Source organism: Rheinheimera mangrovi (assembly GCF_003990335.1).
In the GTDB taxonomy this organism is placed as follows: Bacteria; Pseudomonadota; Gammaproteobacteria; order Enterobacterales; family Alteromonadaceae; genus Pararheinheimera; species Pararheinheimera mangrovi.
Genome location: NZ_CP034683.1, coordinates 3,480,387 through 3,507,045 on the forward strand (window position 1 = coordinate 3,480,387; position 26,659 = coordinate 3,507,045).

General features: G+C 47.7%; 19 protein-coding genes and 4 tRNA genes. 7 read left to right on the forward strand and 16 right to left on the reverse strand.

Features of this window, described 5'->3' with window-relative positions:
- Positions 1-24: 24 nt before the first annotated feature.
- Positions 25-1,116: a redox-regulated ATPase YchF gene (gene ychF / locus EK374_RS15790; RefSeq protein WP_127025520.1), complete on the forward strand. Its 1,092-nt coding sequence runs from the start codon at positions 25-27 to the stop codon at positions 1,114-1,116.
- Positions 1,117-1,254: 138 nt separating this feature from the next.
- Positions 1,255-2,568, forward strand: a complete 1,314-nt coding sequence (locus EK374_RS15795; RefSeq protein ID WP_127025521.1) for an IS4 family transposase — start codon at positions 1,255-1,257, stop codon at positions 2,566-2,568.
- A 520-nt stretch (positions 2,569-3,088) separates the two neighbouring features.
- Here the strand turns inward: EK374_RS15795 and EK374_RS15800 are convergent.
- Positions 3,089-4,639: a POT-type proton-dependent oligopeptide transporter gene (locus EK374_RS15800; RefSeq protein ID WP_127025522.1), complete on the reverse strand. Its 1,551-nt coding sequence runs from the start codon at positions 4,637-4,639 to the stop codon at positions 3,089-3,091.
- Between the two features lie 254 nt (positions 4,640-4,893).
- On the opposite strand from EK374_RS15800, the gene EK374_RS15805 reads away from it, so the two are divergent.
- The 4 genes from EK374_RS15805 (at position 4,894) to EK374_RS15820 (ending at position 5,314) form a co-directional block, all read left to right on the forward strand.
- Positions 4,894-4,970: transfer RNA gene (locus EK374_RS15805), tRNA-Met, on the forward strand.
- Positions 4,971-4,993: 23 nt separating this feature from the next.
- Positions 4,994-5,078 (forward strand) — tRNA-Leu (locus EK374_RS15810).
- 27 nt (positions 5,079-5,105) lie between these two features.
- Positions 5,106-5,180, forward strand: a tRNA-Gln gene (locus EK374_RS15815).
- Between the two features lie 59 nt (positions 5,181-5,239).
- Positions 5,240-5,314, forward strand: a tRNA-Gln gene (locus EK374_RS15820).
- Between the two features lie 61 nt (positions 5,315-5,375).
- Here EK374_RS15820 and EK374_RS15825 read toward each other — a convergent pair.
- The 15 genes from EK374_RS15825 to EK374_RS15895 form a co-directional block, all read right to left on the reverse strand.
- A complete protein-coding gene (locus EK374_RS15825) occupies positions 5,376-6,887 on the reverse strand; it encodes a glycoside hydrolase family 43 protein (RefSeq protein WP_325049671.1) in 1,512 nt (503 codons plus the stop codon).
- A gap of 120 nt (positions 6,888-7,007) precedes the next feature.
- Positions 7,008-9,167, reverse strand: coding sequence for a hypothetical protein (locus tag EK374_RS15830; protein WP_127025523.1), 2,160 nt, complete (start codon positions 9,165-9,167; stop codon positions 7,008-7,010).
- Between the two features lie 4 nt (positions 9,168-9,171).
- Positions 9,172-10,377, reverse strand: a complete 1,206-nt coding sequence (locus tag EK374_RS15835; protein WP_127025524.1) for a DUF3142 domain-containing protein — start codon at positions 10,375-10,377, stop codon at positions 9,172-9,174.
- A gap of 83 nt (positions 10,378-10,460) precedes the next feature.
- Complete coding sequence (locus EK374_RS15840; protein ID WP_127025525.1) at positions 10,461-11,879, reverse strand: M16 family metallopeptidase; 1,419 nt, start codon at positions 11,877-11,879, stop codon at positions 10,461-10,463.
- Entirely contained in the window at positions 11,876-13,201 is a 1,326-nt protein-coding gene (locus EK374_RS15845; protein ID WP_127025526.1) for a M16 family metallopeptidase, read from the reverse strand. Before EK374_RS15845 ends, EK374_RS15840 begins: the two co-directional genes overlap by 4 nt.
- A 168-nt stretch (positions 13,202-13,369) precedes the next feature.
- The gene (locus tag EK374_RS15850) at positions 13,370-14,356 is read right to left on the reverse strand and encodes a glycoside hydrolase family 43 protein (protein ID WP_127025527.1); all 987 of its coding nucleotides are present in this window, start codon (positions 14,354-14,356) and stop codon (positions 13,370-13,372) included.
- Positions 14,349-15,284 carry an SMP-30/gluconolactonase/LRE family protein gene (locus EK374_RS15855; protein WP_127025528.1) on the reverse strand — a complete coding sequence of 312 codons (936 nt, stop codon included), beginning with the start codon at positions 15,282-15,284 and terminating at the stop codon, positions 14,349-14,351. The genes EK374_RS15850 and EK374_RS15855 overlap by 8 nt, the downstream gene beginning before the upstream one ends.
- Complete coding sequence (gene yjfF / locus EK374_RS15860) at positions 15,281-16,252, reverse strand: galactofuranose ABC transporter, permease protein YjfF (protein ID WP_206099226.1); 972 nt, start codon at positions 16,250-16,252, stop codon at positions 15,281-15,283. Before yjfF ends, EK374_RS15855 begins: the two co-directional genes overlap by 4 nt.
- Positions 16,252-17,349 (reverse strand): ABC transporter permease, encoded by a 1,098-nt coding sequence (locus EK374_RS15865; RefSeq protein WP_206099227.1) that lies wholly within the window; start codon positions 17,347-17,349, stop codon positions 16,252-16,254. The genes yjfF and EK374_RS15865 overlap by 1 nt, the downstream gene beginning before the upstream one ends.
- A 17-nt stretch (positions 17,350-17,366) precedes the next feature.
- On the reverse strand, positions 17,367-18,902 hold the full coding sequence (locus EK374_RS15870; RefSeq protein ID WP_127025531.1) for a sugar ABC transporter ATP-binding protein: 1,536 nt from the start codon (positions 18,900-18,902) through the stop codon (positions 17,367-17,369).
- A 47-nt stretch (positions 18,903-18,949) separates the two neighbouring features.
- Entirely contained in the window at positions 18,950-19,897 is a 948-nt protein-coding gene (locus EK374_RS15875) for an ABC transporter substrate-binding protein (protein WP_127025532.1), read from the reverse strand.
- Positions 19,898-19,997: 100 nt separating this feature from the next.
- A complete protein-coding gene (locus tag EK374_RS15880) occupies positions 19,998-21,044 on the reverse strand; it encodes an aldose epimerase family protein (protein ID WP_127025533.1) in 1,047 nt (348 codons plus the stop codon).
- A 1-nt stretch (position 21,045) separates the two neighbouring features.
- A complete protein-coding gene (locus EK374_RS15885; RefSeq protein ID WP_127025534.1) occupies positions 21,046-22,644 on the reverse strand; it encodes an aldehyde dehydrogenase (NADP(+)) in 1,599 nt (532 codons plus the stop codon).
- Positions 22,645-22,717: 73 nt separating this feature from the next.
- The gene (locus EK374_RS15890; protein ID WP_127025535.1) at positions 22,718-23,488 is read right to left on the reverse strand and encodes an SDR family NAD(P)-dependent oxidoreductase; all 771 of its coding nucleotides are present in this window, start codon (positions 23,486-23,488) and stop codon (positions 22,718-22,720) included.
- Positions 23,489-23,559: 71 nt separating this feature from the next.
- A complete protein-coding gene (locus EK374_RS15895) occupies positions 23,560-25,299 on the reverse strand; it encodes an IlvD/Edd family dehydratase (protein WP_127025536.1) in 1,740 nt (579 codons plus the stop codon).
- A gap of 230 nt (positions 25,300-25,529) precedes the next feature.
- On the opposite strand from EK374_RS15895, the gene EK374_RS15900 reads away from it, so the two are divergent.
- Complete coding sequence (locus EK374_RS15900) at positions 25,530-26,489, forward strand: glycoside hydrolase family 43 protein (protein WP_127025537.1); 960 nt, start codon at positions 25,530-25,532, stop codon at positions 26,487-26,489.
- Positions 26,490-26,659 lie beyond the last annotated feature (170 nt).

Consider the following 26,659-nt stretch of genomic DNA (forward strand, 5'->3'; position numbering starts at 1 on the left):
GTCTACAGCACAAAGGAAACACCCATGGGTTTTAAATGTGGCATCGTTGGTTTACCAAACGTAGGTAAATCCACTCTGTTTAACGCACTGACCAAAGCTGGTATTGAAGCGGCTAACTTCCCGTTTTGTACTATCGAACCAAATACCGGTGTGGTGCCAGTGCCGGATCCACGTCTGAACCAACTGGCTGCTATTGTTAACCCGCAGCGCATTCTGCCAACGACCATGGAGTTTGTGGATATAGCTGGCCTGGTCAAAGGCGCTTCTAAAGGTGAAGGATTAGGCAACAAATTCCTGGCTAATATCCGTGAAACCGACGCCATAGGCCACGTGGTACGTTGCTTTGAAGACGACAACGTAATCCACGTTGCCAATAAAGTAGACCCAGCAGATGACATAGACACCATAAATATGGAACTGGTACTGGCTGATATGGACAGTGCTGAAAAAGCCATTTTCCGCGTCAGCAAAAAAGCCAAAGCCGGTGATAAAGACGCCAAAGCTGAAATTGAAGTGCTGGAAAAAGTAAAAGCGCATTTAGAGCAAGGCTTAACCTTACGCCAGCTGGAATTGTCACCAGAAGATAAAGCGCTGGTGTCCTACATGAACTTCCTGACTATCAAACCTACCATGTACATTGCCAACGTGCTGGAAGATGGTTTTGAAAACAACCCACACTTAGACGTAGTGCGTAAAATTGCCGCCAAAGAAGGCGCTATCGTAGTACCAGTTTGTGCTGCTATTGAATCAGAAATATCTGAGCTGGAAGACGACGAAAAAGCTGAATTCTTAGAGTCTATGGGCTTAACTGAACCAGGTTTAAACCGCGTGATCCGTGGTGGTTATTCACTGCTGAACCTGCACACTTATTTCACTGCTGGTGTTAAAGAAGTACGCGCCTGGACTATCCCGGTTGGCGCCACAGCCCCACAGGCAGCTGGTGTGATCCACACCGACTTCGAAAAAGGTTTTATCCGTGCTCAGGTGGTGTCATTCGACGACTTTATCGCCTGTAACGGTGAAGCCGGTGCCAAAGAAGCAGGCAAACTGCGCGTGGAAGGTAAAACCTACGTCTGTAAAGACGGCGACGTGATGCATTTCTTGTTTAACGTTTAACCTTTTAGTTTTTACGTTAGCTTTGAAAACCGGACTTTTTAGTCTAATGCCGATCAGTTAAGCAAATATCAGATCGGTTGACCGATCCAGTGGTTGATGTATAAAGGCCTGCAACAGAGATGTCGCAGGCCTTTTTCTATGCAATTAGTTACCGCTTTAACCCTTGCCAATCGCTATTTCCCAACAAACCTGAACACAGGTGCATTACACCAGCTTTTACCCGAAGAATTTATCAGCCAGTGCCTTGAAGAGGCTGGTATCGCGACCGTGCGTCGTCGTCGATTGCCCTTAGAATCCTTGGTGTTGGTCGTACTTGGTATGGCGCTTTATCGTGGTAAAGATGTCTGGAGCATTGCAGATAAAATGCAAATTATGCTACCCGGTCGACGTGAATTGGTGGCCCCCAGCGCTGTTGTTCAGGGGAGGCAGCGGTTGGGTTTTGAAGCGATGCGGCAGGTGTTTCATCACACCCAAAGGCTGTGGCACAAGGAAGCCGAACACCCACGCTGGTGCGGACTGCAGTTACTGGGGGTGGACGGAGTCGTCTGGCGTGCACCAGATACAAAGGAAAATACAGACGCCTTTACGAAGCCAAAAACAACAGCAGGCGAATCAGCCTGGCCCATGGTCAGAATGGTGTGTCAGATGGAACTGACCAGTCATTTGCTGGTGAACGCTGCCATGGATGGGTACAGCACCAATGAAATGGTGCTGGCAGAGCAACTGGTTGAAAATACGCCGGACAACAGCCTGACGCTATTTGACCGTGGGTTTTATTCGTTAGGCCTGCTGCACGCATGGCAGAGTAAAGGAGAAAACCGGCACTGGCTTATCCCGCTGAAAAAAGGCACTCAGTATGAAGTGATAGAAAAGCTTGGAAAGCAGGACTACCTGGTACGACTGACAACAAGTCCTCAGGCAAGAAAGAAATGGCAGTGCTTGCCGGAGTATATGGAAGCGCGGTTACTGCAGAAAAAAATCAAAGGCAAAGAGTGCTTTATCCTGACCTCAATGCTTGATACCAAAGCGTTCATGGGCGATGAAATTGTGGATTTATATAGTCAGCGCTGGGAAATCGAGTTGGGTTATCGGGAGATGAAGCAGCATCTGCTGGACAGCGAATTTACGCTACGAAGCAAGAAATCAGACATGGTCAAGCAAGAGCTGTGGGGAGTACTGCTGTGCTACAACCTTATCCGTAACCAGATGGTAAGGATGGCGAAAACCTTGCCAGGTATTTACCCTAATGAGCTGAGTTTTACTTTATGCGCGAATGCCATAGTCAGCTTATTTGAGCATGGGTTTACCTTAATCAGCGCCCACCATATTCCAAAAGAGCTGGATGACTTAACTCGAAAAGCCGAATTTTTTATCTTGCCGTTCCGGCGTGAAGAGCGCATGTATCCAAGGCAAGTGAAACGAAAACCGAGTAAATATGCGTACAAAAAATAATGCCAGTCAGCTTAACTGACTGGCATTAGACTTTTTAGTCCGGTTTTTTGTTGGTTGCAACGGAGCCTGCATTTTCAATCTATTTTTTACTCAACACCATCTAATCACGATTTAACCATACGGCTATAGTATTGCATTGTTTCCCCATAACCTACACGGCGGGGGTTGAAAACCTTTTACTTTTAGGTGATGCTGCAATACGTAATGAGGCAATTGGAAATGCCTAAAGCAATTACTGAAAAACTTGAAGATGAATCGAGTGATGGACTATAACCCTACTCAAAAATTAAACGCTGGAGTAAAGCCTAGCGGTGTGCCCCGAGTTTTGAGTTGATACCACGGCGATTAATCTACTATCCGGCAGCCTCAAAAGCGAGGATGGGTATAGTTCTAAGCAGACCGTGTTTCGCAAGGATAGCGAAACACGAGCCTACATGGATGTATTCACGGCGTGTCTGCGTGGACTATGCCCTTCCCGCAGCGACATAACCCACTACAGCGCACACCACATTTCACCAGACTAAGCCGCAGCCCTATAGTTATCCAACATGGTATAACTTCGGGCATAAAGCGCAAAAACAGCAGCGGCTAATAACGCAAAACCTGCAAAGAAAAACATTAAAAATGCGGTTTGCGACAAGCCGGTTGAGGCTACATGCGACAACACGGTTTCGCTGCGAATACTGTTATTTGCTAAAAGCACCCATAAGTTACCTACGGTTACCGACAACTGCCAGAAGCTGGTAATGGTGCCTTTCATCGCTGCAGGAGCCTGACTGTAGGCAAACTCTAACCCTGTGGCTGATACCAAAACCTCGCCAAAAGTCAGCAGCGCATAAGGCAATACCTGCCAGACAATAGACATCACAGTGCCGCCGTCCATGGCCAGTTGCACTGAACCAATTACAATCCAGCTTAGGCCCGCAAAGGCAATACCGGCGCCCATGCGGCGCAGTGCAGTAATACGCACGCCACAACGTTCCAACAGCGGATACAGCACTATATGGTTAAAAGGGATCAGCAACATCACCAGTAATGGATTTAACGCCTGCATCATGGCAGGTTCAAACCAGTGTGGTTTGCTCATTTCATTGGCTTGTAAAATCCAGGTCGAAGCTTTTTGATCAAACAAAGACCAAAACGGCGTCACCAAAGCAAACAGAATAAGAATACGCAACACGGAGCGCACACCATCTACGGCTATATCAGGGTGCACACCTCGTGCCCTTTCCAACTGAATAGCTGCACCTGCACCACCAAAGCCCATCACCAGCACTAAAGCTAAACAAAAGGCTGCGACAAAACCTAAAGTTGGGGTTTGGCTTAAGCTAAACAGCGCTAACGCAAAACCTACTAAAGCCAGATAAAAGCCGCCATTGGCTTTGCCTTGCTCTTTCGCCAATAAAGCAGTTTTCACTACTTTTAAAAAGCTGTGTGGATTTTTAGGTTCTGGTGCAACATGCACATAACGGCTGCGGCCCAACCAGAAAAACAAGGTAGCGAGTGCCATCAGTACACCCGGAATACCAAAAGCCACGGCTGCACCAAAGTGCTTCAGTGTTAGCGGCATTAATAAGGATGCGAAAAAGGAGCCGAAGTTAATGGTGAAATAGAAGATATCAAAAGCTTTTTGCGCCAGTTTTTTATTACTCTGGTCAAACTGATCGCCCATAAAAGCAGAAACTAAGGGTTTAATGCCCCCCGACCCCAGCGCTATCAGAAACAAGCCGGTGTAAAAGCCCTCTTTGCTGGTTTCGAACAAAGCCAAAAACAAATGACCAATCACATACACAATGCTCAGCCATAAAATAGTGTTGTATTTACCCAGATAACGGTCTGCTAGCCAGCCGCCTAATAAAGGGAAAAAGTAAACGCCTATCACAAAAGAGTGAAATACGTCTTTGGCTTCGCCTGCTCGCAGGTGCTCAGGCACAGCTAACAGCAAAGCCGTCATTAAAAATGGCGTTAAAATATTGCGCATACCGTAGAAGCTGAAGCGTTCGCATGCTTCACTGGCAATAATGTAGGGGATTTGTCGTGGCCAACGGGCCTGTTTTACATCTGTGGACATGAGTTTTCCTCTGGCTTGCTCTCTATAAAAGCAGCTTATTTTTTAGTTTTAAGTACAAACCGATACTACCCCATCAGTCGTATAATCCCAAACCAGCAGCAGAAAAAGCGAAAAAACTGGTTGTGTTAACACCAACTTGCATAGAAAACCAGCAAACAAACCGAATAGACAAAGATGTGATAAAAAAACGGTTGACGCAAAAAAGCCTGATGAGCATAATACGCGCCACTTGCTTAGGACAACTAAGACATAGTGGCTACATAGCTCAGCTGGTTAGAGCACAGCACTCATAATGCTGGGGTCGCAGGTTCGATTCCCGCTGTAGCCACCACTTAATTTGTTCGTCCAGTGTTAGCGGAAGTGGCGAAATTGGTAGACGCACTGGATTTAGGTTCCAGCGCCGCGAGGCGTAAGAGTTCGAGTCTCTTCTTCCGCACCAAGCAAGTAAGAATTCTGCAGTTTCTGCAGGGGTATAGCCAAGCGGTAAGGCAGCGGGTTTTGATCCCGCCATTCTGGGGTTCGAATCCCTGTACCCCTGCCATTTAATTGAAGTGGCAGTGTAATCATCAAATTACACAATTTTAGCTACAACAGTTCTGCAGGGGTATAGCCAAGCGGTAAGGCAGCGGGTTTTGATCCCGCCATTCTGGGGTTCGAATCCCTGTACCCCTGCCATAAATTGAAACCCAGCCTCGGCTGGGTTTTTTCTTTTCTGCTATTTCAGTTTTGTTATTGGCTAGTTCTGCGAACCCCAAACTGTTTTTCCTTCAGTGGATAACGCACTAAAAGTTACAGTCCATTTGGCTGGTGTTTCATGCCACTGCCGTGATACCACTCCTTCATAACTGCCACTGCCATCAAGGTTAATGCTGATCTGCTGATTAGTGCCATACACCCAGCTACCGGTTTTCTCACCGCTGATACTACCATTGGCCAACAAGTTAATACTGAGCGGCTTTTTAATGTCGGGCGAAATATCTTTGCCATGCTCAATCAGCTTGTAGCTACCAGCCAACTGCTCTGCCGTCACTGTTTTGTCAGTGTTGGCGGCATACCTGTGCGGCGCTACCACTGGCCAGCCGTTTTTATTGATAAACATCTGATGCACCCGCACCTGATGCTGCTCCCCTTGCTGTGGAAAGCGGGTATGGAACATCAGAAAGTACTGACCTGAGCTTTCATCGTAATAAGCCGAGTTATGACCAGGCGAGACATAACCAGTACCTATGCCTGTACCGGCCTCACCACTTTTACGTTCAAATAAAAAGTTGCCCATTAATTTTTCGGCATAAGGCGCTATGCTGGCGTCGTCAAACAAAGGCAAAGCCGGGTTGGATTTTACGTCAGCCATTGAATTGCCAAGTGCATCAAAATAAGGGCCTTCAGGATTACTGGATCGCGCTACACGTATGTTGTAGCCACCATTGGCATCCAGGCCACCAAAAGATACAAAGAGATAATAATAATCGCTGTCAGGGCTGTACAGCACGTATCCGCCCTCTATCCGGCTGTGATTCCCCCCCATCAGGTGTTTGCCATAGCCTTGGTCCGGTAAAGGTATTCCTGTTGCTTTATCAAGCTCCAGAATAAACAAGCCACCCGAATAGGAGCCATACAACATCCACAAGCGGCCGGTTTTATCAAAAAACACATCCGGGTCTACGACGTTCGGATGAATGGTGGCATCGTAAATTGAACCATCTTCGCTGGGTTCGCCCCACATACCGGATTTCAGTAACAGCTGTTGGTTCTTGTAGGGCCCTTCGACTGAGTCTGCCACTGCAATACCTAAAGCCGAGCGTGGTGAATCGCCTTTGCAGGCGTTGTAGTACATATAAAACTTGCCACCAATTTCAATCACATCAGCTGCCCAAAGCGTTGAAGTTTGAGCCCAGTCAAAGGTTTCTTTGATTTCTGTGGCGGCATTGGGCATCAGCTTATTGTTGGCATTGACGCCATCGGCCACTAGGGTCCAGTTTTGTAAATCCGTGGACTTCGCCGCTGCTAAGTGCGAGCCAAAAATATAGAAGTCTGAACCTACTTTGATCACGGACGGGTCATGCACTGCCACGTTAGTAAAAGTGGGCGCATTCGTTACTGGTGGAGGTATCACCACTGGCGGTGGATTACCCGAAGTTGGCGGCGTTACAGCAGGTTCAGAACCACCAGAACCGCCACAAGCTGATACCAAAATCAAATTAAGCGCCAGCCATAAAGGCGCTTTTTTAAACTTTACTATTGTCATCATAATCCCCTGTCATATTGGATAGGCCAGCTATGCTGCTGGCTCGTCTGAAACAGACAGGGTTAATAATAATTCAATATTATTGTATTACAAATAAACTTAATAACAGAAGTCATCCAGGCGCTATGAAGGCCTGCCCTGCTTTTGTGTTCTACGCCGCCAAAACAGATAACCCAGCCCCACTAGCGCCAATACAGCGGCAGCATAAATAGGCAACTTAAAAGGCCTGGCTGACAGGCGTAATTGCTGTTTCCAGTTGTCGTACTGCCGTTGTTTTGCTGCGACAAAATCAGGTTCAGGGCAGTGTTGGCCAAACTCAGTGCCCCAACTGACATAAGGCCCTTGTTGCAGGTACTGCTGATAAAAGCCTTTTGCCAGCTTTGGCTGACGTATTAATAGCCATTTTGTGGAATAACACAACGTTGCTGCAAAAGCCTGGCTATTCTGTGGTAGCAGCCCTGCGGCTTGCGCGGATAATTCGGCGGCCAGTTGCCGGTAGTGGAATCTGTTGCTGTAGGTTGAACCTGAACTGTTTAAACGCTGTAACTCTGCTGCAGGCAAAGCCGGTGTTTTCGCATCAAATTCGTAAGGCTCAAACTGCCCATAAAACACCTGATAATCGGGCGCCAGTTCAAAACCTAACAACTCCAGGCCATGCTCTCTGGCTAGCTTTGCCTGCTCAAATAGGGCCTGAGCTTTGGCATTGTCGGTCCAGCTGCTTGCGGCTTTTTCTGCATGCTGCTGATAACGCTTTGCCAGTTGCTTTAATTCCGGCTCGACAAAATAGGCCTGAGCCTGCTGGTATTCACCAGCGCGCATCAATCGTCGCGCGGTTAAGTGATGCAATAAAACTTCTACTGGTGTATCACCAAAATAATGCCACTGCGCTTTTTCTGGTACCGCAGTCACAGGATGTAAAGCGGTAAAGCTTATTAGCTCATCCAGCGTCAAAACCCGCTCTGCGATATATGCCGTATCCTGCCAGTACTCCATGCCTGCAGCTGTCAGTAAAGTGATGGCCTGCAAATAATCACCGCGGCTTAATTCCAGAATGCCCTGTTCAGCCTGAACACGGCAATACTGTTGCTGCTGTAGCTCAGCTATTGAAGGTTTACTGTAATAATCCTGTTGTACTGCTACATCAGCTTGTTTAGCCAAGGGGGTAAAAGATTTACTGGCTTTAGCATAAAACTCTGCAGCTTTGGCTGTATCTCCGGCTTTTAATGCCATTTTTGCCTGCAAGCTGAAAGCCAAAACCGTTTGATCCAAATGAGGCAATAACTGCTCTACCAACGCAAACTGGCCTTGCTGATACGCCACTGTGGCAAGTTGTGTGGCATTTTTCAGTTGAATATCCGGTACTTGATTTAGCACCACCAGCAAACGCTGCAACTGTTCTGGTTCCAGATAACTTAAAGCGCTGAACTGTGTCATCAGGTAACGGCTTAATAAAGCAGCCACAGCAGGAACTTGCACTAAAGGCATTAACTCCTGATCCGGCATAGCAGCCAGCTCTTTACTTAACCACAATAAAGACGCGCGGCCACTTTCACTCCAGCGACTTTGGGCTGCATATAATCCTATAGCGCCCGCCCAATCACCTTGTTGTTTGGCTAGTTTGGCCTGTTCACCTAAGCTCGCCACTGCCAGCTGCAGAGGATCCGCTAATCCGGCCGCGACCTCTTGCTGTAACTGGCTATACAATGCTGAAACTTCAGTAGTTTGGTTCTGATCGTTTTGCTCTGATACTTTTTGCTTTAATAAGGCCCGGCCCAGTGAATACAAAGCCCAGCTACGTCTTTGTTGTTGCTGGTCTTCAGCTAAAGCCAGCACCTGGCGAAATAATTGAATAGCTTGCCCGTAATCTTTCTGGGTAAAAGCCACAGCGCCTGCGGTGTAGAAACGCAGCTCAGCCGGCAAAGCTTCACCTGCAGCTAAAGCCTGCTGTGCGGTAGCACTTTGCCGCATCTGTTTTACCAACAGAGCCTGCTCTTTGGTCAGTAACTGCTGTTCAGCTTGTTCTGTGGCGCTGAGCCACTTGTCATTCTGATAATCGTAGGAGTCTTCAAATACAACGGCATCAGGTTTTGCTGACACAGCAGAGAAATCAGGCACAGCTGAGGCCAGAGCCTGAACTTCAACTAAAAATACAGGTTCTGTCAGTACAGCAAAAGTTTGGGCTCTGTCCGAACTCAGCATCATTGGAAAGTCTGGTCCACAGGCCAGCGCACTGCCAGCTAAGGTCATGCTGCTAAGCAGCAAGGCTTTATTAAATTTCAGCATACAATCATCCTTTAAATGCCCAAAGGGTTAAGCTCTGGCAAGACGCCCAGCCCAGTACCAAACGTTGACGAGGTTGCACCATGGTTCCAGCTTCAGCTAAAACAAAACGCAACTGATTCTTGTCCTTTGCACGCTGTAGCATATACCCGGAAACCGCATCTGCAGCACTGCACAAAGCGCCAGACAAGTTGATCTCTGCAGGTAATGGTGCGGCTACAAACCCATGGTTTTCTGCCACCAGTTCAAACTGCGGAGCTTCACCATGCAAACTTAATTTCAAGTCAGCCGTGAGCGTTTTACCCGAACTGACTGCCTGTAATTGGGAATAGGACCAGCTGCGTTTATCGGATGGCAAAGGTAAACGAAACCAGGCTAGCCCCTGCAACAGCGGCCAGTCTTGCTGCTTTAACCACAAACTAAAGCCCTGCACTGCTAAAGCATCCAGCCATAACTCTTGTCGTTCGCTTTGACTTTGCAATGCTTGTTCACTCTCAACAAGCCAGCCCTGTTCTTGTTTTAACAATGCAGAATGATAGGAAGGCACAGCAATATAAAATGGCTTTTGTGCCTTTGCCGCCAATTGTTGCGCCCATCTTTTGGCGAGCTCTGGTTGAAACAAGCCTTGTTCAGGCGATATAACCGAATGCACCTGTAAGGTCAGTTCATCAATCTGCTGTTGTAACTCGGACCAACCCGGCTTGCCTAACCAGTCCGGTAAAGCCGTTATGCTTAAAGCCAGAGTCTGAGGCAACACCTGACGTAATTCTTTTATCCAGAGCGCATAAGCGCCGAGCTGGCTGCTGGCACAGTCATAATCCAGCTCCAGTTGAGTGACCTTTACACCTTGCTGTTGCCACAATTGCAGCAGCGTCAGTATTTTTTGTTGCAACACTGCTTTTGGTAAGAGTTTGAGCTGACCATCGAAGCGCACCACTAGCTGTACAGCCCGTCCATCAGCAGAGAGCAGCGGTAAACCAACCTTAGCTTGTGTCCAGACCGGGCCGGTTTTTGTCTGATGCAGCTGTAAGCCTAATACTCTCAATACACTGAAGTCAGCTTTGCTTTGGGCCAAAGCTTGCGCATGTTCTGAGTTCCAGACGCGCTGCCAGATATAAATATGCTGAGAAAAAGTGGAATTGAGCTGTGGAGTGCAAGAGCACAACACCCAAAGACTAAACAACAGGCTGATTATTTTGAACTGAAGATTCAAGCGACGTACTTATCTAAAGAGGCTGTGCCTTGAGTATAAGACCCTGCATTGCTGCAGGGCCATCCTTTTATGGTCCCGCGTCACTAGAAAGTGTCGGCGGTGATTTCTACTTGTGTGACTTCACCATAATTTTTGGCGATGTCTTTAATAGCTTCTGCTTTGCCAATCAGCACAAATTGCAGCTTATCTTTTGGAAAGTAGCTGTTGATCAAACGCTTGCTTTCAGCCACTGTCAGTTGGTCTACCTTGCTTTGGAAACTGTTGATAAAGTCCTGATTAAAACCATACAGGTACATATCGCCTAACAAACCAGCTAAGGCCGTATTGGTTTCAAAACGAGGCGGGAACTGGCCTTTGACATAAGCTTTAGCTGAATCCAGCGTCGCTTGATCTATGCCCTGATCCCATAAGCGCTGGTAGGTTTTTAAAGCTAAATCCACAGCGGCCTTGGTGCTTTCAGTTTTAGTAAAACTACCGATACTAAAAGTGCCACTGGCAGAGTACCGATCAAAACCAGAACGGGCGCCGTAGGTTAAACCTGAGTTCACTCTAAGCTCGTCATTCAACCAAGAGGTAAAACGGCCACCCAGTACAGTATTGACCACTGAGATACCTACATAATCCGGGTTATCTTGCTTAATACCAACACCACCGATAGTAAAAGTGGTTTCTATTGCATCAGCTTTGTTCACCAGCAACACTTTGGCATTTTTTGCCTTTGGTAAAGCGGCCGTTAAATCGGGTTGCTTCACCGCGTCGCCGTTTTTCCAACTGGCAAAGATTTTTTGTAGCTGAGCTTTCATCTGTTGAGGTTTGAAATCGCCCACTATGCTGATGGCGGTATTACCTGGCTGATAAAAGCTTTGATGGAAGTTTTTTACCTGCGCCTGGCTGATACCTTTTAATGACTCTGCGGTGCCTGAACTAGCGTTGCCATAAGGGTGAGAACCAAATACCAGTTTATTAAAGTACTGCTCCATCACCATACGCGGGCTTTCTTTCGCCTGGGCCACAGCGGCGATTTGACGAGCTTTTAACTTATCAAACTCCGTCTGGTCAAAACTGGGCTGAGTCAGCACACTATGCAGTACAGCAAGCATTTGCTCAGTGTCTTTGGCCATAAAGTTGGCGCGCAGACTGGAACCTTCCATAGAGCCATCGCTGTTTAAACTGGCACCTAAAAAGTCGACCAGTTGTTCAATTTCTGCTTTGGTTTTACCTCCAGCACCTAACAACAAAGCCTGACTGGTTAACTGGGATAAACCCGCCACTTTGTCGTTGACTGCACCAGCACGTACTGTGGCCTGCACTGTAATTAATGGTACTTCATGTTGCGGCAATAAAAATACCGTTAGGCCATTATCCAGCTTCAATTGCTCATAAGCTGGCATTTGGAAGCTGCTATGGCTTTTTGCTTGCTCTGCCATAACCGGCAAGGCAAAAACAAAAGAGCTTAGTAAAACCAGCGCCGCCGCTTTAGGAGTTTTTGTGAAATAGCTCATAGATCTTTATCCTCAGCAGAGTCCAGCACAGCAACAGTGCGGTTGGATTTTTTCAGGTAGCTTTGTGCCACGCGCTGAATATCAGCAGGAGTGACTTTTTGATAATTTTTTGGTGCATCAAACAATTTTTGATAACTGCCAAAATACAGCTCGTAGGTGCCGATAATATCGGCTTTGCCATTGATGGTTTCCATTTCGCGGTAGAACTGCATTAATTTTTGGTTTTTAGCTTTTTCCAGTTCGTCCTGGCTGACACCTTCTTTGGCTACTTTGTTGATCACCGCAATGAACGCAGTTTCCAGATCAGCAGCTTTTACACCAGGGCTGGCGATAGCCATCAGATAAAACAGATTTGGATCGAAGGACATCGGCAAATAGCTGAATACATCCACTGCCAGCTCTTTGTCGACCAGGCCCTGATATAAACGTGAGCTGTTACCTTCACCTAAAATGGAGTTCAGCAAATCCAGCGCATAATAATCTGGGCTGGAACTGGCTGGGATATGAAAACCTAGCAATAAGTTAGGGCTGGTCACCGACGCTTTTTGCACATAAACCCGACGCTCGCCTTTTTGTTCTGGTTCAACAGTGCGCACGTCCTCTGGCTTAGGCTGAGATGGAATAGGAGCAAAATACTGCTCTGCCAGCTTCTTTACTTCAGAGAGTTTCACATCACCAGCCACCACCATCACAGCATTGTTCGGTGCGTAGTAGGTTTTGTGATACCGCTTTAAATCGTCCAAAGTCCAGGCTTTGATATCTGATTCATGACCAATCACAGACCAGCTGTACGGATGGGCCTGAAAAGCCACCCCTTTCATTTCGCCCTGAATAGTACGGAAATTGGAGTTTTCAAGACCTGTGGTGCGTTCAGAAGCAACAACGCCTCGTTCGCTTTCGACCATTTTGGCGTTGATATCCAGATGAGCTATGCGGTCAGCTTCTAAATCAAAAATAGTTTCTAATGCATTGGCGGGAAACCAGTTGGTATAAACAGTTAAATCTTCTGTGGTGTAAGCATTATTGGCGCCACCTGCGGCTTCCATAGTACGGTCAAACATCTTTGGGCCGTACTTTTTCGCGCCATTAAACATCATATGCTCAAAAAAATGCGAAATACCTGTAATACCCGGATGTTCGTTACGCGAACCTACTTTCCAGAATAAATAGCTGTTGGCATTAGGAATAGATGCATCTTCCAGTACCAGAATTTTCATACCATTTTTAAGCGTAAAGCTTTGAATATCTTTGGCTTCAGTTGCTTGCGCTGAACTGATGGTCAGCCCGAGCATCAGCGCCAAAGCTGAATGTTTTAACTTCATACTCTCTCCCTGCCTTTGTTTTATCAACGTTTTACTCTGCCTTGGTTAGCCTTTTAAAAAAAGCATCAGCAAAACAAAAGTCTAAGACTAAACGAAAAACAAAAAACGCCCTGCAACAAAATTGTTACAAGGCGTGTATTTTTTGCTGACGCACAGCGGAGCAATACTTTAGTCAGGTTTATCCTGCGCAAAATCTAACTGGCCTTTGTCTGTCCAGTACACAGGCCGCACAAGGGTATGTCTATTGCCATCCAGCAATGGATTGCCCTGAATTTCTTTGTAATCACGGGCGTGATAGAACATTAAATCGGTGACACCATCTTCGGCTAACACAAAGCTGTTATGGCCAGGGCCAAAACGTTTGAGGCTGTCGTTGGTATAAAACACCGGTTTGAGCGCTTTGCTCCAGCTTTCTGTCTTCAATAAGTCTGCATCCGCTGCTGCACTTAGCAAGCCCATAGCGTAGCGGTGATCGGTGGCACTGGCTGAATAAGCCAGCCAGACGTGGCCGTTTTTAATCAGCACAGCTGGTCCTTCGTTGACCTTATAACCCAAAACCTCCCAGTCCAGAGTGGGTTCTGTCAGTAAAGTAGCGGGCAATTCAAGCTCTGTAGCGCTACGCATTTTGGCTATCCACAAAGCGCTGTTGTAGCTTTTGTTTTTATCCTGCTGTGCCCAGATCAGATAATGCTGGCCCTGATGCTCAAAGTGAGTCGCATCCAGATTAAAACTATCCCAGCCAGTGTTCAGTGGCCCCAGCTCTTGCCATTGCCCTTGTAATGGATCGGCAGAGTTATTTTTCAATACATAAGTGCGGATATGGAAAGGCTCTTCCGCCTTGCCTGCAGCAAAGTAGATATACCAGCTGCCGTCTATACGGTGCAGTTCAGGCGCCCAGATATTAGCACTCATTGGGCCTTTGTCTTTTTTACGCCAAATAATTTTGGGTGTAGCCTGAGCCAGGCCTTTAATACTGGAGCTGTATCTAAGCTCTATGCGATCAAATTCTGGTACTGAGGCCGTGAAGTAGTAAGAATCTGCAGCCGCTCTGTACACCCAGGGATCGGCGCGGTTTTTAATCAAAGGCTCTGCATCCTGCGCCAGTGCATAAAAACTCAGCAGGCTTATCAGTAGACCACTACAAAACTTAAACATCAGCACCCCCAGTTTTTTGCAAAGCCAGCCAATCCTGCACGGCCAGTTCAGACTCTGGTAAGCCCTGATAAGCAGACTGATAAATCAATAAACTACCTGCATCAGGCTCAGCCGCCAGTTGTGCCTCTGTTAAGCCCTGACGCGCTGTAGTGACAAACAGCAGATCCAGCTCAGGCCCACCAAAAGCCAGGCAAGTTGGCTGACTGGCAGGTAAAGCGTGTAAAGCAGTTTGCTGCCCTGAAGGCGAATAACGGGCTATCGCAGCGCCGCCCCATAAAGCGCAGAGCAGATGATCGTCCGCGTCTATGACAGCACCATCGGGCTCAGCGCCATCAGGCACGCTAGCAAAGAACTGTGGCTGTGAAGCTGTGCCTTGTTCTGCATCAAAGCCATAGCTATAAATCACTCCAGTGGGAGAATCGGCGTGATACATCAGGCTACTGTTTTTATTCCAGCACAGACTGTTAGGTATTAATAAGTTGGAGATCACAGCATGACAACCTTGTTGGTCCAGCCGGTATAAAGTGCCGGTTTGCCCTTGATCAACTTCACGCATAGTGCCGGCCCAAAACCTGCCCTGACGGTCGATTCGACCGTCGTTCATTCTGTTACCGGACAGATGTGCTTCAGGTTTAGCTAACCAAAAGATGCCCTGACTTTCGGGCTGATACAATGCAAAACCCGACTCAAAGGCCACCAGCATCGAATAGTCAGAGCGCATGGGGTCAGCTGGGTTGAGTAAGGCAAAACAGCTGATGCGTTCTGGCAGCGGATAGGTATTTAACTGCAATGAAGGCCAAAACAACTGATACAAAAAGCGGCCATGAATATCAGTCCACCAGACCGACTGGCTAGCGACATGCCAGACAATACCTTCACCTAATTTGTTTTTAAGCGGGATGCTGTGCAATAAGGTGAACTCGCTCATGCGTGGCCTCCGGTTTTATTCTGTAATTTTTTACTCAGTAGCTTTTGCAAAGCGATAAAGAAAAACAACAAGCCACCTATGACTATTTTGCTCCACCAACTGCTTAAACTACCGTCAAAATTGATATAAGTTTGAATAAGGCCCATCAGCAATACCCCCAACACAGTGCCGATAATAAAACCGCTGCCACCTGTCAGTAAGGTACCGCCTATCACTACTGCTGCTATAGCATCCAGCTCGACACCTACAGCTGCCAGCGCATAACCTGAGTAGGTATAAAAACTAAAAATAATACCAGCCATGGCCGCCAGCATACTGCTTGAGGCGTACAGCAAAATAGTAGTGCGGGCCACTGGAACACCCATCAGTTGAGCGGATTGGCTATTTCCGCCTAAAGCATAGACATAAGAGCCAAAGCGACTGTAGTGAGTAAGTACCAACATCAACAGCACCAGCGCTATGGTCAGCAAAGATGTGGCACCCAGCCAGCCGCCATCCGGCAGCTCCAGGCCAAACTCGGCCACTGCATCATAAAACGGATGTTCAATAGCCACAGACTCTTCACTCAACAGCGTTGCCACACCGCGCGCCAAAAACATACCAGCCAAAGTGACAATAAAAGGCTGCAATTGGTAGTACTGAATTAAAGCGCCCATCCCAGCACCAAAAAGCGCAGCACAGGGCAATATCACTGCAAAAGCCAGTAGTGGATGCCACTGATAAGGCCCTATCAATAAAGCCGCCGCCACGCCGCTTAAGGCAATCACTGAGCCGACGGACAGGTCAATGCCACCAGATAAAATCACCAGAGTCATACCCAAAGCAGTCACCAGCAAAAAGGCATTGTCGCTAATTAAGTTAGTAACCACTCGCAGACTGGCAAAACCATCAAACTGGCTGGCACCAGCGCCAAACATCAACAACACCAGGGCAAAAGTGATCCACAAAGGTAAATAAGTGCGGGACATCAGGCTTTACCTCCACGCGCTTTGCCAAAGCTAAACAAAGCCTTTAGCTGGTTGCGAAACAATTCCGACTGCAACATTAGCACAAGCAATATCACTAAAGCTTTGATCAATAAGTTAAATTTGGAAGGCAAACCGCTGACCACTATGGTGGTGCTCAAAGCCTGAATAATCAGTACTCCTATCACGGCCCGAGGCAGAGAAAAACGCCCGCCCGTTAAAGCGGCTCCGCCTATCACTACAGCTAAAATGGCATCCAGTTCTAACCATAAACCAGCGTTATTGGCATCCGAACCCTGAATATCAGCGGTGGCGATAATACCAGCCAGCGCAGCACAGCCACCGGCCAGCAAATACACTGTCAGCTTAATGCCTCTGTCATCTATGCCTAAATAACGGCTGGCTTTGGCATTACAGCCTACAGCTTCGATAAATAAGCCTAAAGCGGTGCGTCGCAATAGCAACTGCATAATCAGCAGCGCCAGCAATACCAGCCAGACAGGCACAGGCAAGCCTAAAAAGGAGCCTGAGCCTAAAGCGGCAAAGTCAGGGTTCTGAAAGGTGACAATCTGGCCCTGGTTTAATAGCTGCGCCACACCACGACCCGCCACCATCAAGACTAAAGTCGCCACTATGGGCTGAATACCGAGATAGCTGACCATAAAGCCATTCACCAGTCCACAAGCTAAACCTGTCAGTACAGCCAGGCCTATCACAGTCGGAATAGACCAGTCACCCAGCACTAATAAGTTAGCGCACACTGCGCCGCAAATAGCCATCACAGCACCAACCGACAAGTCAATGCCACCTGTGGCTATCACTAAACTCATGCCGATGGCCAGCAAAGCCACAGGCGCACTGCGGTTTACAATATCAATCAAAGGCCCATACAAACGACCATCCTGCCATTGCAGTGAAAAAAACTGTGGGTCCAGCAGCAGATTCACCAGCAATAACAAGGCTAAAGCCACTAAAGGATAGAGGTATAAGCTGAATTTATGCGCCGACTGGCCAGGGCTATAACGCGCCTGGCGGGCAGCCTTGAGTTGCTCCGCATTGGATTGCCCGGCGTTTTGGTGTTCAGGTTGGCTTGAGTTCAAAATTACTCCTTCGGTCGTCATACACTGGCTCCCGCTATTGCAGCCATAATGCGATCTGGATCCAGATCCTCACCGCTGAGTTCTGCTACTTTTTTGCGGTCACGCATGACCACAATTTTGCTGGAAAAGGCGGTGAGTTCTTCCAACTCGGATGACGTTACCAATAAAGACATCCCCTGCTGACAAAGCTGACGGATCAGCTGCAGTATTTCAGCATGAGCACCAATGTCGATACCGCGGGTTGGCTCGTCTAGTAACAACAACTGAGGCTCTACCGCCAGCCAGCGTGCCAGAATCACCTTTTGCTGATTACCGCCACTGAGCTGACCTATGGCTTTGTCGGCGTCCGGTGTGGCAATTTGTAGTTTATCAATATAAAAATCAGCCAGTTGCTGCTGTTTCTTTTTCGAAATTACCCGCCACCAACCTAGTTTGGCCTGCAGCGCTAAGCTGATATTTTCGCGGATGGATAAAGGCGCAATCATGCCCTGGGATTTACGATCCTCAGGACAAAGCGCAATACCAAGGGCTATGGCTTGTGCCGGATTATTCAGTTTAATGGGCTTACCTGCAAAACTTAAAGTGCCACTATCGACTTGATCCAAACCAAATAGCAGACGACAAATTTCAGTACGACCTGAACCTAATAAACCCGCTAAACCCACAGCCTGGCCCGCAGGTAAATCCAGATCCAGCTGCTGCACAGACTGGCCAGAATTTAACTGCCGCGCTGTTAAAATAGATTCTGACTGCTCCACTGCCAGACAAGGCGCCTGATGACGCTGCTGACATAGTTCTTTGCCGAGCATAGCGGCAATGAGTTCAGCTTTATTTAAGCTGGCCGTCTGGTATTCACCGACAAAACAGCCGTTACGCATGACCGTAATGCGGTCGCTGATTTGATACACCTGATCCAAAAAGTGGGTAATAAAAACTATGGCCACCCCTTGTTGTTTCAACTGGCGTAGCACCAGAAACAAATTTTGGACTTCGTCGGCATCCAGACTAGCCGTGGGTTCATCCAGCACCAGCACTTTGGTGCAAGCCGCGCCACGTTTCGGGGCTATGCCTCTGGCTATAGCCACCAGTTGCTGCACTGCGACAGAAAACTCAGACAGAGGGGCTGTGACATCAATAGCCAGGCCAAAAGTACGTAGTAATTGCCTGGCCTGCTCTGCCATGGCTTTTTTATCTATCAGGCCAAAACGCTTAGGTTCTGAACCTAAAAACAGGTTATGGGCTACAGATAAATTCGGCAGTAAATTCACTTCCTGATACACAGTGCTGATGCCAGCTTTCTGCGCATCTTTAGGTGAATCAAAACTTTGAGCTGTTGAATCCAACAGCATCTCGCCAGCATCTTTTTGCAGCACGCCGGTCATCACTTTGACTAAAGTGGATTTACCGGCGCCATTTTCACCCAATAAGGCATGCACTTCACCGGCATATAAACTCAACTGAGCTTGCTGTAGTGCTTTTACACCGGGGAAATTTTTATCGATCTGCCGCAGTTGCAGCACTGGCAGGGCGCTGCTGTTGTTCTGTTCTGACATCAGGCTCTCCTGAAGGCCAGCCGTATTGGCTGGCGCTACAAAATAAATTAGTTCAGGCGTCTTTTTTCATACTCAGCGGCAGCCGTATCCTGCAGGAATAAATCTCCTGTGGTGCTGATCAATTTGGCTGTGTCTTTTTTTCCTTTCAGATAAGCTTCAATCACATCAAAAGCCGGGCCACCTAAATGTGGATTCAGCTCTACAGTGGCATTGGCATCACCGTCCGCCATAGCTTTGAAATAATCCGGCACACCGTCTACCGAGACCACCAGCAGGTCTTTGCCTGGTTTCAGGCCGGCTTCTTTAATGGCCTGAATAGCGCCTAAAGCCATTTCATCGTTATGAGCCCAGAGTGCACAAATGCCTTTGCCACCCTGCTCCGCTTTTAACAGCGACTCCATCACTTCTTTGCCTTTGGCGCGGGTAAATTCTGCGGTTTGACTGCGGACAATTTTAGCTTGCGGGTGTTTTGCCAGCACTTCGTTAAAACCTTTGGCTCTGTCTATGGCAGCCGTAGCTCCTACTGTGCCTTGTAACTCGATGATATTGCATTGCTGCTGGGCCTGGGGTTGGCTCAATAGCCAGTTGGCCGCCTTACGACCTTCTTCGACAAAGTCAGAGGCAATGCGGGTCACAAATAACGACTCGTCCTGTACCTGCACATTACGGTCTACTATTACCACAGGAATACGGGCACGTTTGGCTTCTTTCAACACTGGAGTCCAGCCGGTTTCGACTACTGGGGCTATGATAATGGCGTCCACGCCCTGCGCAATAAAACTGCGCACAGCTTTGATTTGGTTTTCCTGTTTTTGCTGCGCATCTGAAAATTTCAGATCGATGCCGCGTTTTTTCGCTTCAGCTTTCACTGATTCAGAAAAACTGGTACGCCAGCCGCTTTCTGACCCCACCTGAGCAAAACCTATAGTGGTGGCAAAACTGCTGTGACAAACTAAACACAGGCCAAGACCTGCAACTAGAGATTTGATCTTCATACGTCGACTCCCCTTGTCTACTGACAGACCCATATAATATTTTTAAATGGCAGGCCTGCTGTGATTGAATTCTGTATTTATAAACTGTTGTTAGAAAACCTTAGCTATACCCCAATACAAAACGGCTGCACTGCCGGTATAACTGCCCTGCTTTCAGCAAAGCTGTTGGAAAATTTGCTTTATTGACCGCATTTGGGTAGCCATGAGGCTCAAGACATAAAGCCGCGTATTTCTCTATTGGCTTGCCTTGGTTACCTACTATGCTGCCATCGAGAAAATTGCCACTATAAAACTGAATACCAGGTTGATCAGTAAACAACTGCAGAGTACGACCTGAAACAGCATCCCGTACTAAAGCCGCTGCTCTGTTCTGATCACGATCTTTATTCAATACAAAATAATGGTCATAGCCGTTTTCAAGCAATCCAATATCCTTGCCTATCCGCTTGCCTGCTTTAAAATCAAAAGCACCGGCTGCCGGCACTAACTCGCCTGTGGGCACCAGTTGTTTATCCAACGCCAGAACAAAGTCAGCATCCAGCTGCAATTGCTGTTCAAGTACAGTGTTTTGACCTACTCCGCCAATAGCCCAATAGGCATGATTGGTCAGACTGACCGGAGTGTCTTTATCTGACACAGCGCTGTATTCCAGCACCAATTCATGATGCGCCAGCAAGGTGTAACACAGCTGCACATCCAACTGCCCAGGGAAACCTTGATCGCCCTCTAAGCTGGTGATACGAAAAGTGACACTGACTCTGTCTTTTTGCTGGTCTATATCAAAATCCCAGAAGCGACTGCCTAAACCATCAGGGCCACCATGCAATTGATTGGGCCCTTCATTGGCAAGCAAAGACAGCACCTGGCCTTTGTGCATATAAGCGGCAGCACCAATGCGGTTCGCCACGCGACCTATAGTCACCGCAAAATAATAAGGATTGCGGGCGAATTGGCCCGGGTCCTGATAATTTTGCAGAAGCTCTACAGCCTTGTTTGTTAAAGGCTCTGGCATCAACACTGACCATAAACCCGCGCCCAAATTACTTAAGGTCACACAGAGTCCTGCAGGATTAGTCAGCTTAATCAGCTGCAAGGGCCGCTTTAACGCAGCCACCTGCACAGTGTCGGTAGTGACGACAAAGCCCATGTTAAGCGTCAACCGCTGCGTTGGTTTTTACGCCATTCACCAGACGAGGCAAGCCCCATGGATTGGCGTTTTGCAGCTCTGGTGGCAATAACTCTGCCGGGTAATTCTGGAAGCAAATAGGACGGACAAAACGGGCGATAGAGGCCGTACCTACCGACGTAAAACGGGCATCAGTGGCCGCAGGGAAAGGCCCGCCATGCATCATGGCATCACAAACTTCCACACCAGTCGGGAAGTTATTGACCACCAGACGGCCTACTTTTTGGCGCAGCAGGCTGATAAGTTCGGCCTGAGTGGCAAGTTCTGCTGCTGTGGCCTGTAAAGTACCAGTCAGTTGACCTTTTAAAGTCCGCACTACGGCGAGTAATTGTGCCTGATCGGCACAGCTCACCAGCACAGAGACATGACCAAAGACTTCTTCCTGCAAATGTGGATTGGCTAAAAAGGCTTCGGCTGTGACTTTAAAGAGTTGAGCCTGAGTGCAGAAGCCTGCTTTATCGCCCACAGCTTCACCACTGCCAACCAGCTCAACACCGGATTGAGCGGCCAAATGCGCTGTCCCCTTTTGATAAGCCGCAGCTATGCCTTCATTCAGCATGACACCAGCTGGTACTTTGGCTAAAGCAGCGGATGCAGCAGCACAGAACCTGTCCAGCGCTGGGCTTTGAATCGCCACAGCCACACCAGGATTGACGCAAAACTGGCCCACCCCCAAAGTTAAAGAACCAACAAAACCAGCTGCTATCCCTTCGGCATTTTGATCCAGTGCTTGTGGCAACAGCACCACAGGGTTGACGCTACCCATTTCAGCAAACACAGGTATAGGTTCAGGTCTGTTATTGGCTAGCTGAAACAGCGCCATGCCCCCAGCTAAAGAGCCGGTAAAACCTACAGCTTTTACTTCTGGCGCAACCACCAGTTCAGAACCTACTTCTCGACCAGAACCCATGATCAGAGAGAATACGCCAGCAGGTAAACCGGCTTTTTGCACAGCTTTATGTAAAGCACGTGCGACCAGCTCACAAGTTCCGGGGTGTGAGTTATGACCTTTGACTATGACAGGGCACCCCGCAGCTAAAGCAGCAGCTGTATCACCACCAGCCACAGAAAAGGCCAGAGGAAAGTTACTGGCACCAAATACCACTACAGGGCCTATCGGCTGATTGGTATAACGCAAGTCAGGACGAGGTAAAGGCTGACGTTCAGGCAAGGCTGTATCAATACGAATATTCAGGTATTCACCAGAGCGGATAGAAGATGCAAATAAACGCAGCTGATTGACAGTGCGGGCACGTTCGCCTTCACCACGGGCTTTTGGATAACCTGTTTCCAATGCAACACGCTCTGGCAATACATCACCCAAAGCCATAATTTCATCGGCGCACAATTCTAAAAAGGCGGCACGCTGTTCAAGTGTCGTAGCCGCAAAAACCGGTGCAGCTGCTGCAGCGGCAGCCACAGCCTGATGCACCTGAGTTTTGCTGGCATAACTCATCACAGGTTCAATAAAAGCTGCAGCAGCTGGGTTGACCGCCTGGTACTGACCCGCTTCGCCTTGCACCCATTGCCCGTTAATCAGTTGTTGGCCTGTAATCATCATTGCTAAACCCTTGTTTACTCTTAAGTCATAAAAAGTGGTGGTAAAAAAAGCGGCTGAAACACTGCGTAAGCAATTAAATCCAGCCACCGTCCACAATAAAGTTTTGTGCAGTACACAATTTGCTGTCGTCGGAAGCCAAAAACAGCGCCATAGCTGCCACATCTTCCGGCATAAGGCTGTCTTTGACGCATTGATTTTTTTCAATATCCCGTGCTGTTTCTTCGTTCACCCAAAACTTCAACTGACGTTCTGTCATCACCCAGCCCGGTGTTAAGGTATTGACGCGGATTTTATCCGGCCCCAGATCCCGGGCTAAACCCCGGGTTAACCCCAACACAGCGGCTTTAGAACTGGTGTAACCCGGCATGCCGCCCTGACTTTCATACCAGCTCATTGAGCCTAAGTTGATAATGGAGCCGCCCCCCAGTTGCTTCATCTGTGGATAGACAGCCTGAATAGCAAAAAACTGGTGACGTAAATTGATGTTAACCCTCTGGTCCCAATATTCCGGTGTCACTTCAAGGAAGTTATGTCGGGTATCGCTGGCTGCGTTATTGATTAATACACCGATAGCACCAAGCTGTTGTTTAACCTCTTCTATTACCTGCTTTAAATCATCAATATTCAGCAAGTCACAGGCATAAAACTTTAGCCGGGCCTCTGGGTATTTTGCTGTTAAATTAGCCACTAAGGCCTTAGATTCAGTTTCTAAAATATCAACGAAAGCTACTTTAGCGCCCTGATCGATAAAAGCTTCGACCAGACAAGCACCAATGCCTGAACCACCGCCACTGATAAATACTGTCTTACCTTTCAGGCTGGGGTAGTGATTGGTTAAATTCATTCTGTTGCCTCGTATAAAATAGCCTGTCAGGCTGGCACCACCCACCTGACAGGCTTGGCCTAATGCCTAAACTAATGCGAATGGGCTGGCACTGCAGCACCACGACAGCCGACTAAAAAGTCGAAGTCGCAGCCTTCATCGGCTTGTAATACCCGTTCGCGATAAATTTCCATATAACCACCAGTGCGCATAATCACCTGCGTGGCTTTTAATTTCTCTAAACGTGCGGCGATTTCTTCGTCCGACACTTCCAGATGCAACACGCCATTGTGGGCATCCAGCTGAATATAATCCCCTTCCTGCACTGCAGCTAAAGGCCCTAATTCCATGGCTTCAGGCGTGACATGCAGTACGACAGTACCAAAAGCTGTACCACTCATGCGGGCATCTGAAATACGCACCATATCTTTAATGCCTTTTTGCAGCACCTTAGGAGGTAACCCCATATTGCCGACTTCAGCCATGCCTGGGTAGCCTTTTGGCCCACAGTTTTTCAGCACCATCACGCTGTTTTCATCTATATCAAGCTCTGGGTCATTAATGCGGGCTTTGTACATATCGAAGTTTTCAAAGACAACTGCTTTGCCACGGTGTTTGAGTAAATGCGGGCTGGCTGCTGAAGGTTTTAACACAGCACCACGAGGTGCTAAGTTACCGCGTAAAATGCAAATGCCGCCACTGGCCACCAGTGGATTGTCCATAGTGCGGATCACATCGTCGTTGTAGCACTCAGAGTCTTTGACGTTTTCCCAAATACTTTTGCCATTTACAGTTAACGCGTCATTATTCAGCATGCCGTTTTCGCCTAAACGGCGCAGCACTGCAGGCAAACCACCTGAGTAATAAAACTCTTCCATCAGGTATTTACCGGACGGTTGCAGGTTAACCAGGGTTGGAACACCTTTGCCGTGTGACCAGTCATCCAAAGACAAATCCACACCAATACGACCGGCTATGGCTTTTAAGTGGATCACCGCATTAGTAGAACCACCTATAGCAGCGTTAGTACGAATAGCATTAATAAAGGCGTCTTTAGTCAGGATTTTCGACAGTTTTAAATCTTCATGCACCATATCAACAATACGCATACCGGATAAATGCGCCAGCACATAACGGCGTGAATCCACAGCAGGGATAGCCGCATTGTGAGGCAAACTGGTGCCTAAAGATTCCGCCATACAGGCCATAGTAGAAGCAGTGCCCATGGTATTACAGGTACCAGCAGAACGTGACATGCTGGCTTCCATATCCATAAACTGCTCCAGCGTAATACGGCCAGCCTTATATTCTTCATGAGCCTGCCAAACCAGCGTGCCTGAGCCGACGTCTTTGCCATGGTGTTTACCATTTAACATAGGGCCACCTGTGACTACTATTGTGGGTAAGTCACAACTTGCAGCGCCCATTAATAAAGCTGGTGTGGTTTTATCACAGCCCACCAACAGCACCACACCATCAATAGGGTTACCACGGATTGCTTCTTCAGTATCCATAGCGGCGAGGTTGCGCGTTAACATGGCGGTTGGACGTAAATTCGATTCACCGTTGGAGAACACTGGAAATTCAACCGGAATACCACCTGCTTCACGAATACCATTTTTGACCCGTTCGGCGATTTGACGAAAATGTGCATTGCAAGGCGTCAGCTCAGACCAGGTATTACAAACCCCAATCACCGGCTTGCCATGAAAGTGATGATCAGGAATACCCTGATTCTTCATCCAGCTGCGATACATAAAACCGTTTTTGTCGTTAGTACCAAACCAGCTGGCAGAACGAAGCTGCACTTTTTTCTTTTCGTCTTGGGCCATAGTTGAATCCTGAAGCAATTTAATTTAATAATATTGTATTACTAATACATCAAGCTGAAGCCTAAGTTCAAGCAGTTCGTAAAAAATTTTCACCAAAGCTGTGCAGATTTATTCATTCTGCATTGATTTAATTAGAATTTTTTCCTGCCCCTGATTTGTGCAACTTTTGCACATTCGGCTCATTTAGTAATACTATAAGATAATTATCATTAAATCACGACAGGGGTATTATGAAAAACGTTCAGATTTTTACCTTTTTACTGCGAAGCCTAGTACTGGGTCTGGTGAGCTTCCAACTATGGGCCGCCAATCCTATTTTTACTGATGTACGTACTGCAGATCCGGCTGCTTTAGTGGTGGGCGATACGGTCTATTTGTACACGGGCCATGACGAAGCCAAAGACAATAAAACCTTTTTTGTCATGCATGACTGGCTGGTGTTTTCCTCCAAAGACATGAAAAACTGGCAAGCCCATGGCGCTAAACTCAAGGCCAAAGATTTCAGCTGGGCGAAGGGCGATGCCTGGGCCTCTCAGGTGATTGAAAAAAATGGCAAGTTTTATTGGTATGTCACAGTACGCCACGCCAGTATCAATGGTTTTGCTATTGGTGTTGCTGTAGGTGACAGCCCACTTGGGCCCTTTAAAGATGCCCGCGGCACTGCGCTTATTACCAACGATATGACGACCGACACCCACATCGACTGGGATGATATAGACCCTTCGGTCTTTATTGATGACGACAGTCAGGCCTATTTGTTTTGGGGCAATACCAAACCCCGTTACGCCAAACTCAAAGCCAACATGACAGAGCTGGATGGCCCAATTCAAAATTTGGATCTGCCCAATTTTACCGAGGCTATTTGGGTGCATAAAAAAGCCGATCTGTATTACCTGTCGTATGCTTCAGGCTTTCCGGAGAAAATTGTTTATGCCACCAGTAAAAAAATCTCCGGCCCCTGGGTTTATCAGGACATCCTGAACGAAGTAGCAGGCAATTCCCCCACTAACCATCAGGCTATTATTGAATTTAAAGGCAAAGATTATTTTATTTACCACACAGGAGCAGCTCAGCCTGATGGCGGTGAATTTCGCCGTTCTGTGGCCATCGATCGGTTGTATTACAACAAAGATGGCACTTTAAAACGCGTCATTATGACCAGTGAAGGTTTGGACAAGGAGCAGAACTGATAAATGGCGGGTAGTAGAGGCAGCGGCTTGTCCCGGCACTTCCATTAGTACCGCGGTATCAATAGACGGGCGGGTGCAAGACCCGCCCCTACAGTTCTGCTTGACAATAGAGTATAGAAAACAGATATTAATCTTATTGTAATACAAATATAAAATTAACGAGGATGTGC

Coding starts and splice junctions, on each gene's coding strand:
- ychF (WP_127025520.1), top strand. CDS start 25: ATGGGTTTTAAATGTGGCATCGTTGGTTTACCAAACGTAGGTAAATCC.
- EK374_RS15795 (WP_127025521.1), top strand. CDS start 1,255: ATGCAATTAGTTACCGCTTTAACCCTTGCCAATCGCTATTTCCCAACA.
- EK374_RS15800 (WP_127025522.1), bottom strand. CDS start 4,639: ATGTCCACAGATGTAAAACAGGCCCGTTGGCCACGACAAATCCCCTAC.
- EK374_RS15825 (WP_325049671.1), bottom strand. CDS start 6,887: ATGATGACAATAGTAAAGTTTAAAAAAGCGCCTTTATGGCTGGCGCTT.
- EK374_RS15830 (WP_127025523.1), bottom strand. CDS start 9,167: ATGCTGAAATTTAATAAAGCCTTGCTGCTTAGCAGCATGACCTTAGCT.
- EK374_RS15840 (WP_127025525.1), bottom strand. CDS start 11,879: ATGAGCTATTTCACAAAAACTCCTAAAGCGGCGGCGCTGGTTTTACTA.
- EK374_RS15845 (WP_127025526.1), bottom strand. CDS start 13,201: ATGAAGTTAAAACATTCAGCTTTGGCGCTGATGCTCGGGCTGACCATC.
- EK374_RS15850 (WP_127025527.1), bottom strand. CDS start 14,356: ATGTTTAAGTTTTGTAGTGGTCTACTGATAAGCCTGCTGAGTTTTTAT.
- EK374_RS15855 (WP_127025528.1), bottom strand. CDS start 15,284: ATGAGCGAGTTCACCTTATTGCACAGCATCCCGCTTAAAAACAAATTA.
- yjfF (WP_206099226.1), bottom strand. CDS start 16,252: ATGTCCCGCACTTATTTACCTTTGTGGATCACTTTTGCCCTGGTGTTG.
- EK374_RS15870 (WP_127025531.1), bottom strand. CDS start 18,902: ATGTCAGAACAGAACAACAGCAGCGCCCTGCCAGTGCTGCAACTGCGG.
- EK374_RS15875 (WP_127025532.1), bottom strand. CDS start 19,897: ATGAAGATCAAATCTCTAGTTGCAGGTCTTGGCCTGTGTTTAGTTTGT.
- EK374_RS15880 (WP_127025533.1), bottom strand. CDS start 21,044: ATGGGCTTTGTCGTCACTACCGACACTGTGCAGGTGGCTGCGTTAAAG.
- EK374_RS15885 (WP_127025534.1), bottom strand. CDS start 22,644: ATGATGATTACAGGCCAACAACTGATTAACGGGCAATGGGTGCAAGGC.
- EK374_RS15890 (WP_127025535.1), bottom strand. CDS start 23,488: ATGAATTTAACCAATCACTACCCCAGCCTGAAAGGTAAGACAGTATTT.
- EK374_RS15895 (WP_127025536.1), bottom strand. CDS start 25,299: ATGGCCCAAGACGAAAAGAAAAAAGTGCAGCTTCGTTCTGCCAGCTGG.
- EK374_RS15900 (WP_127025537.1), top strand. CDS start 25,530: ATGAAAAACGTTCAGATTTTTACCTTTTTACTGCGAAGCCTAGTACTG.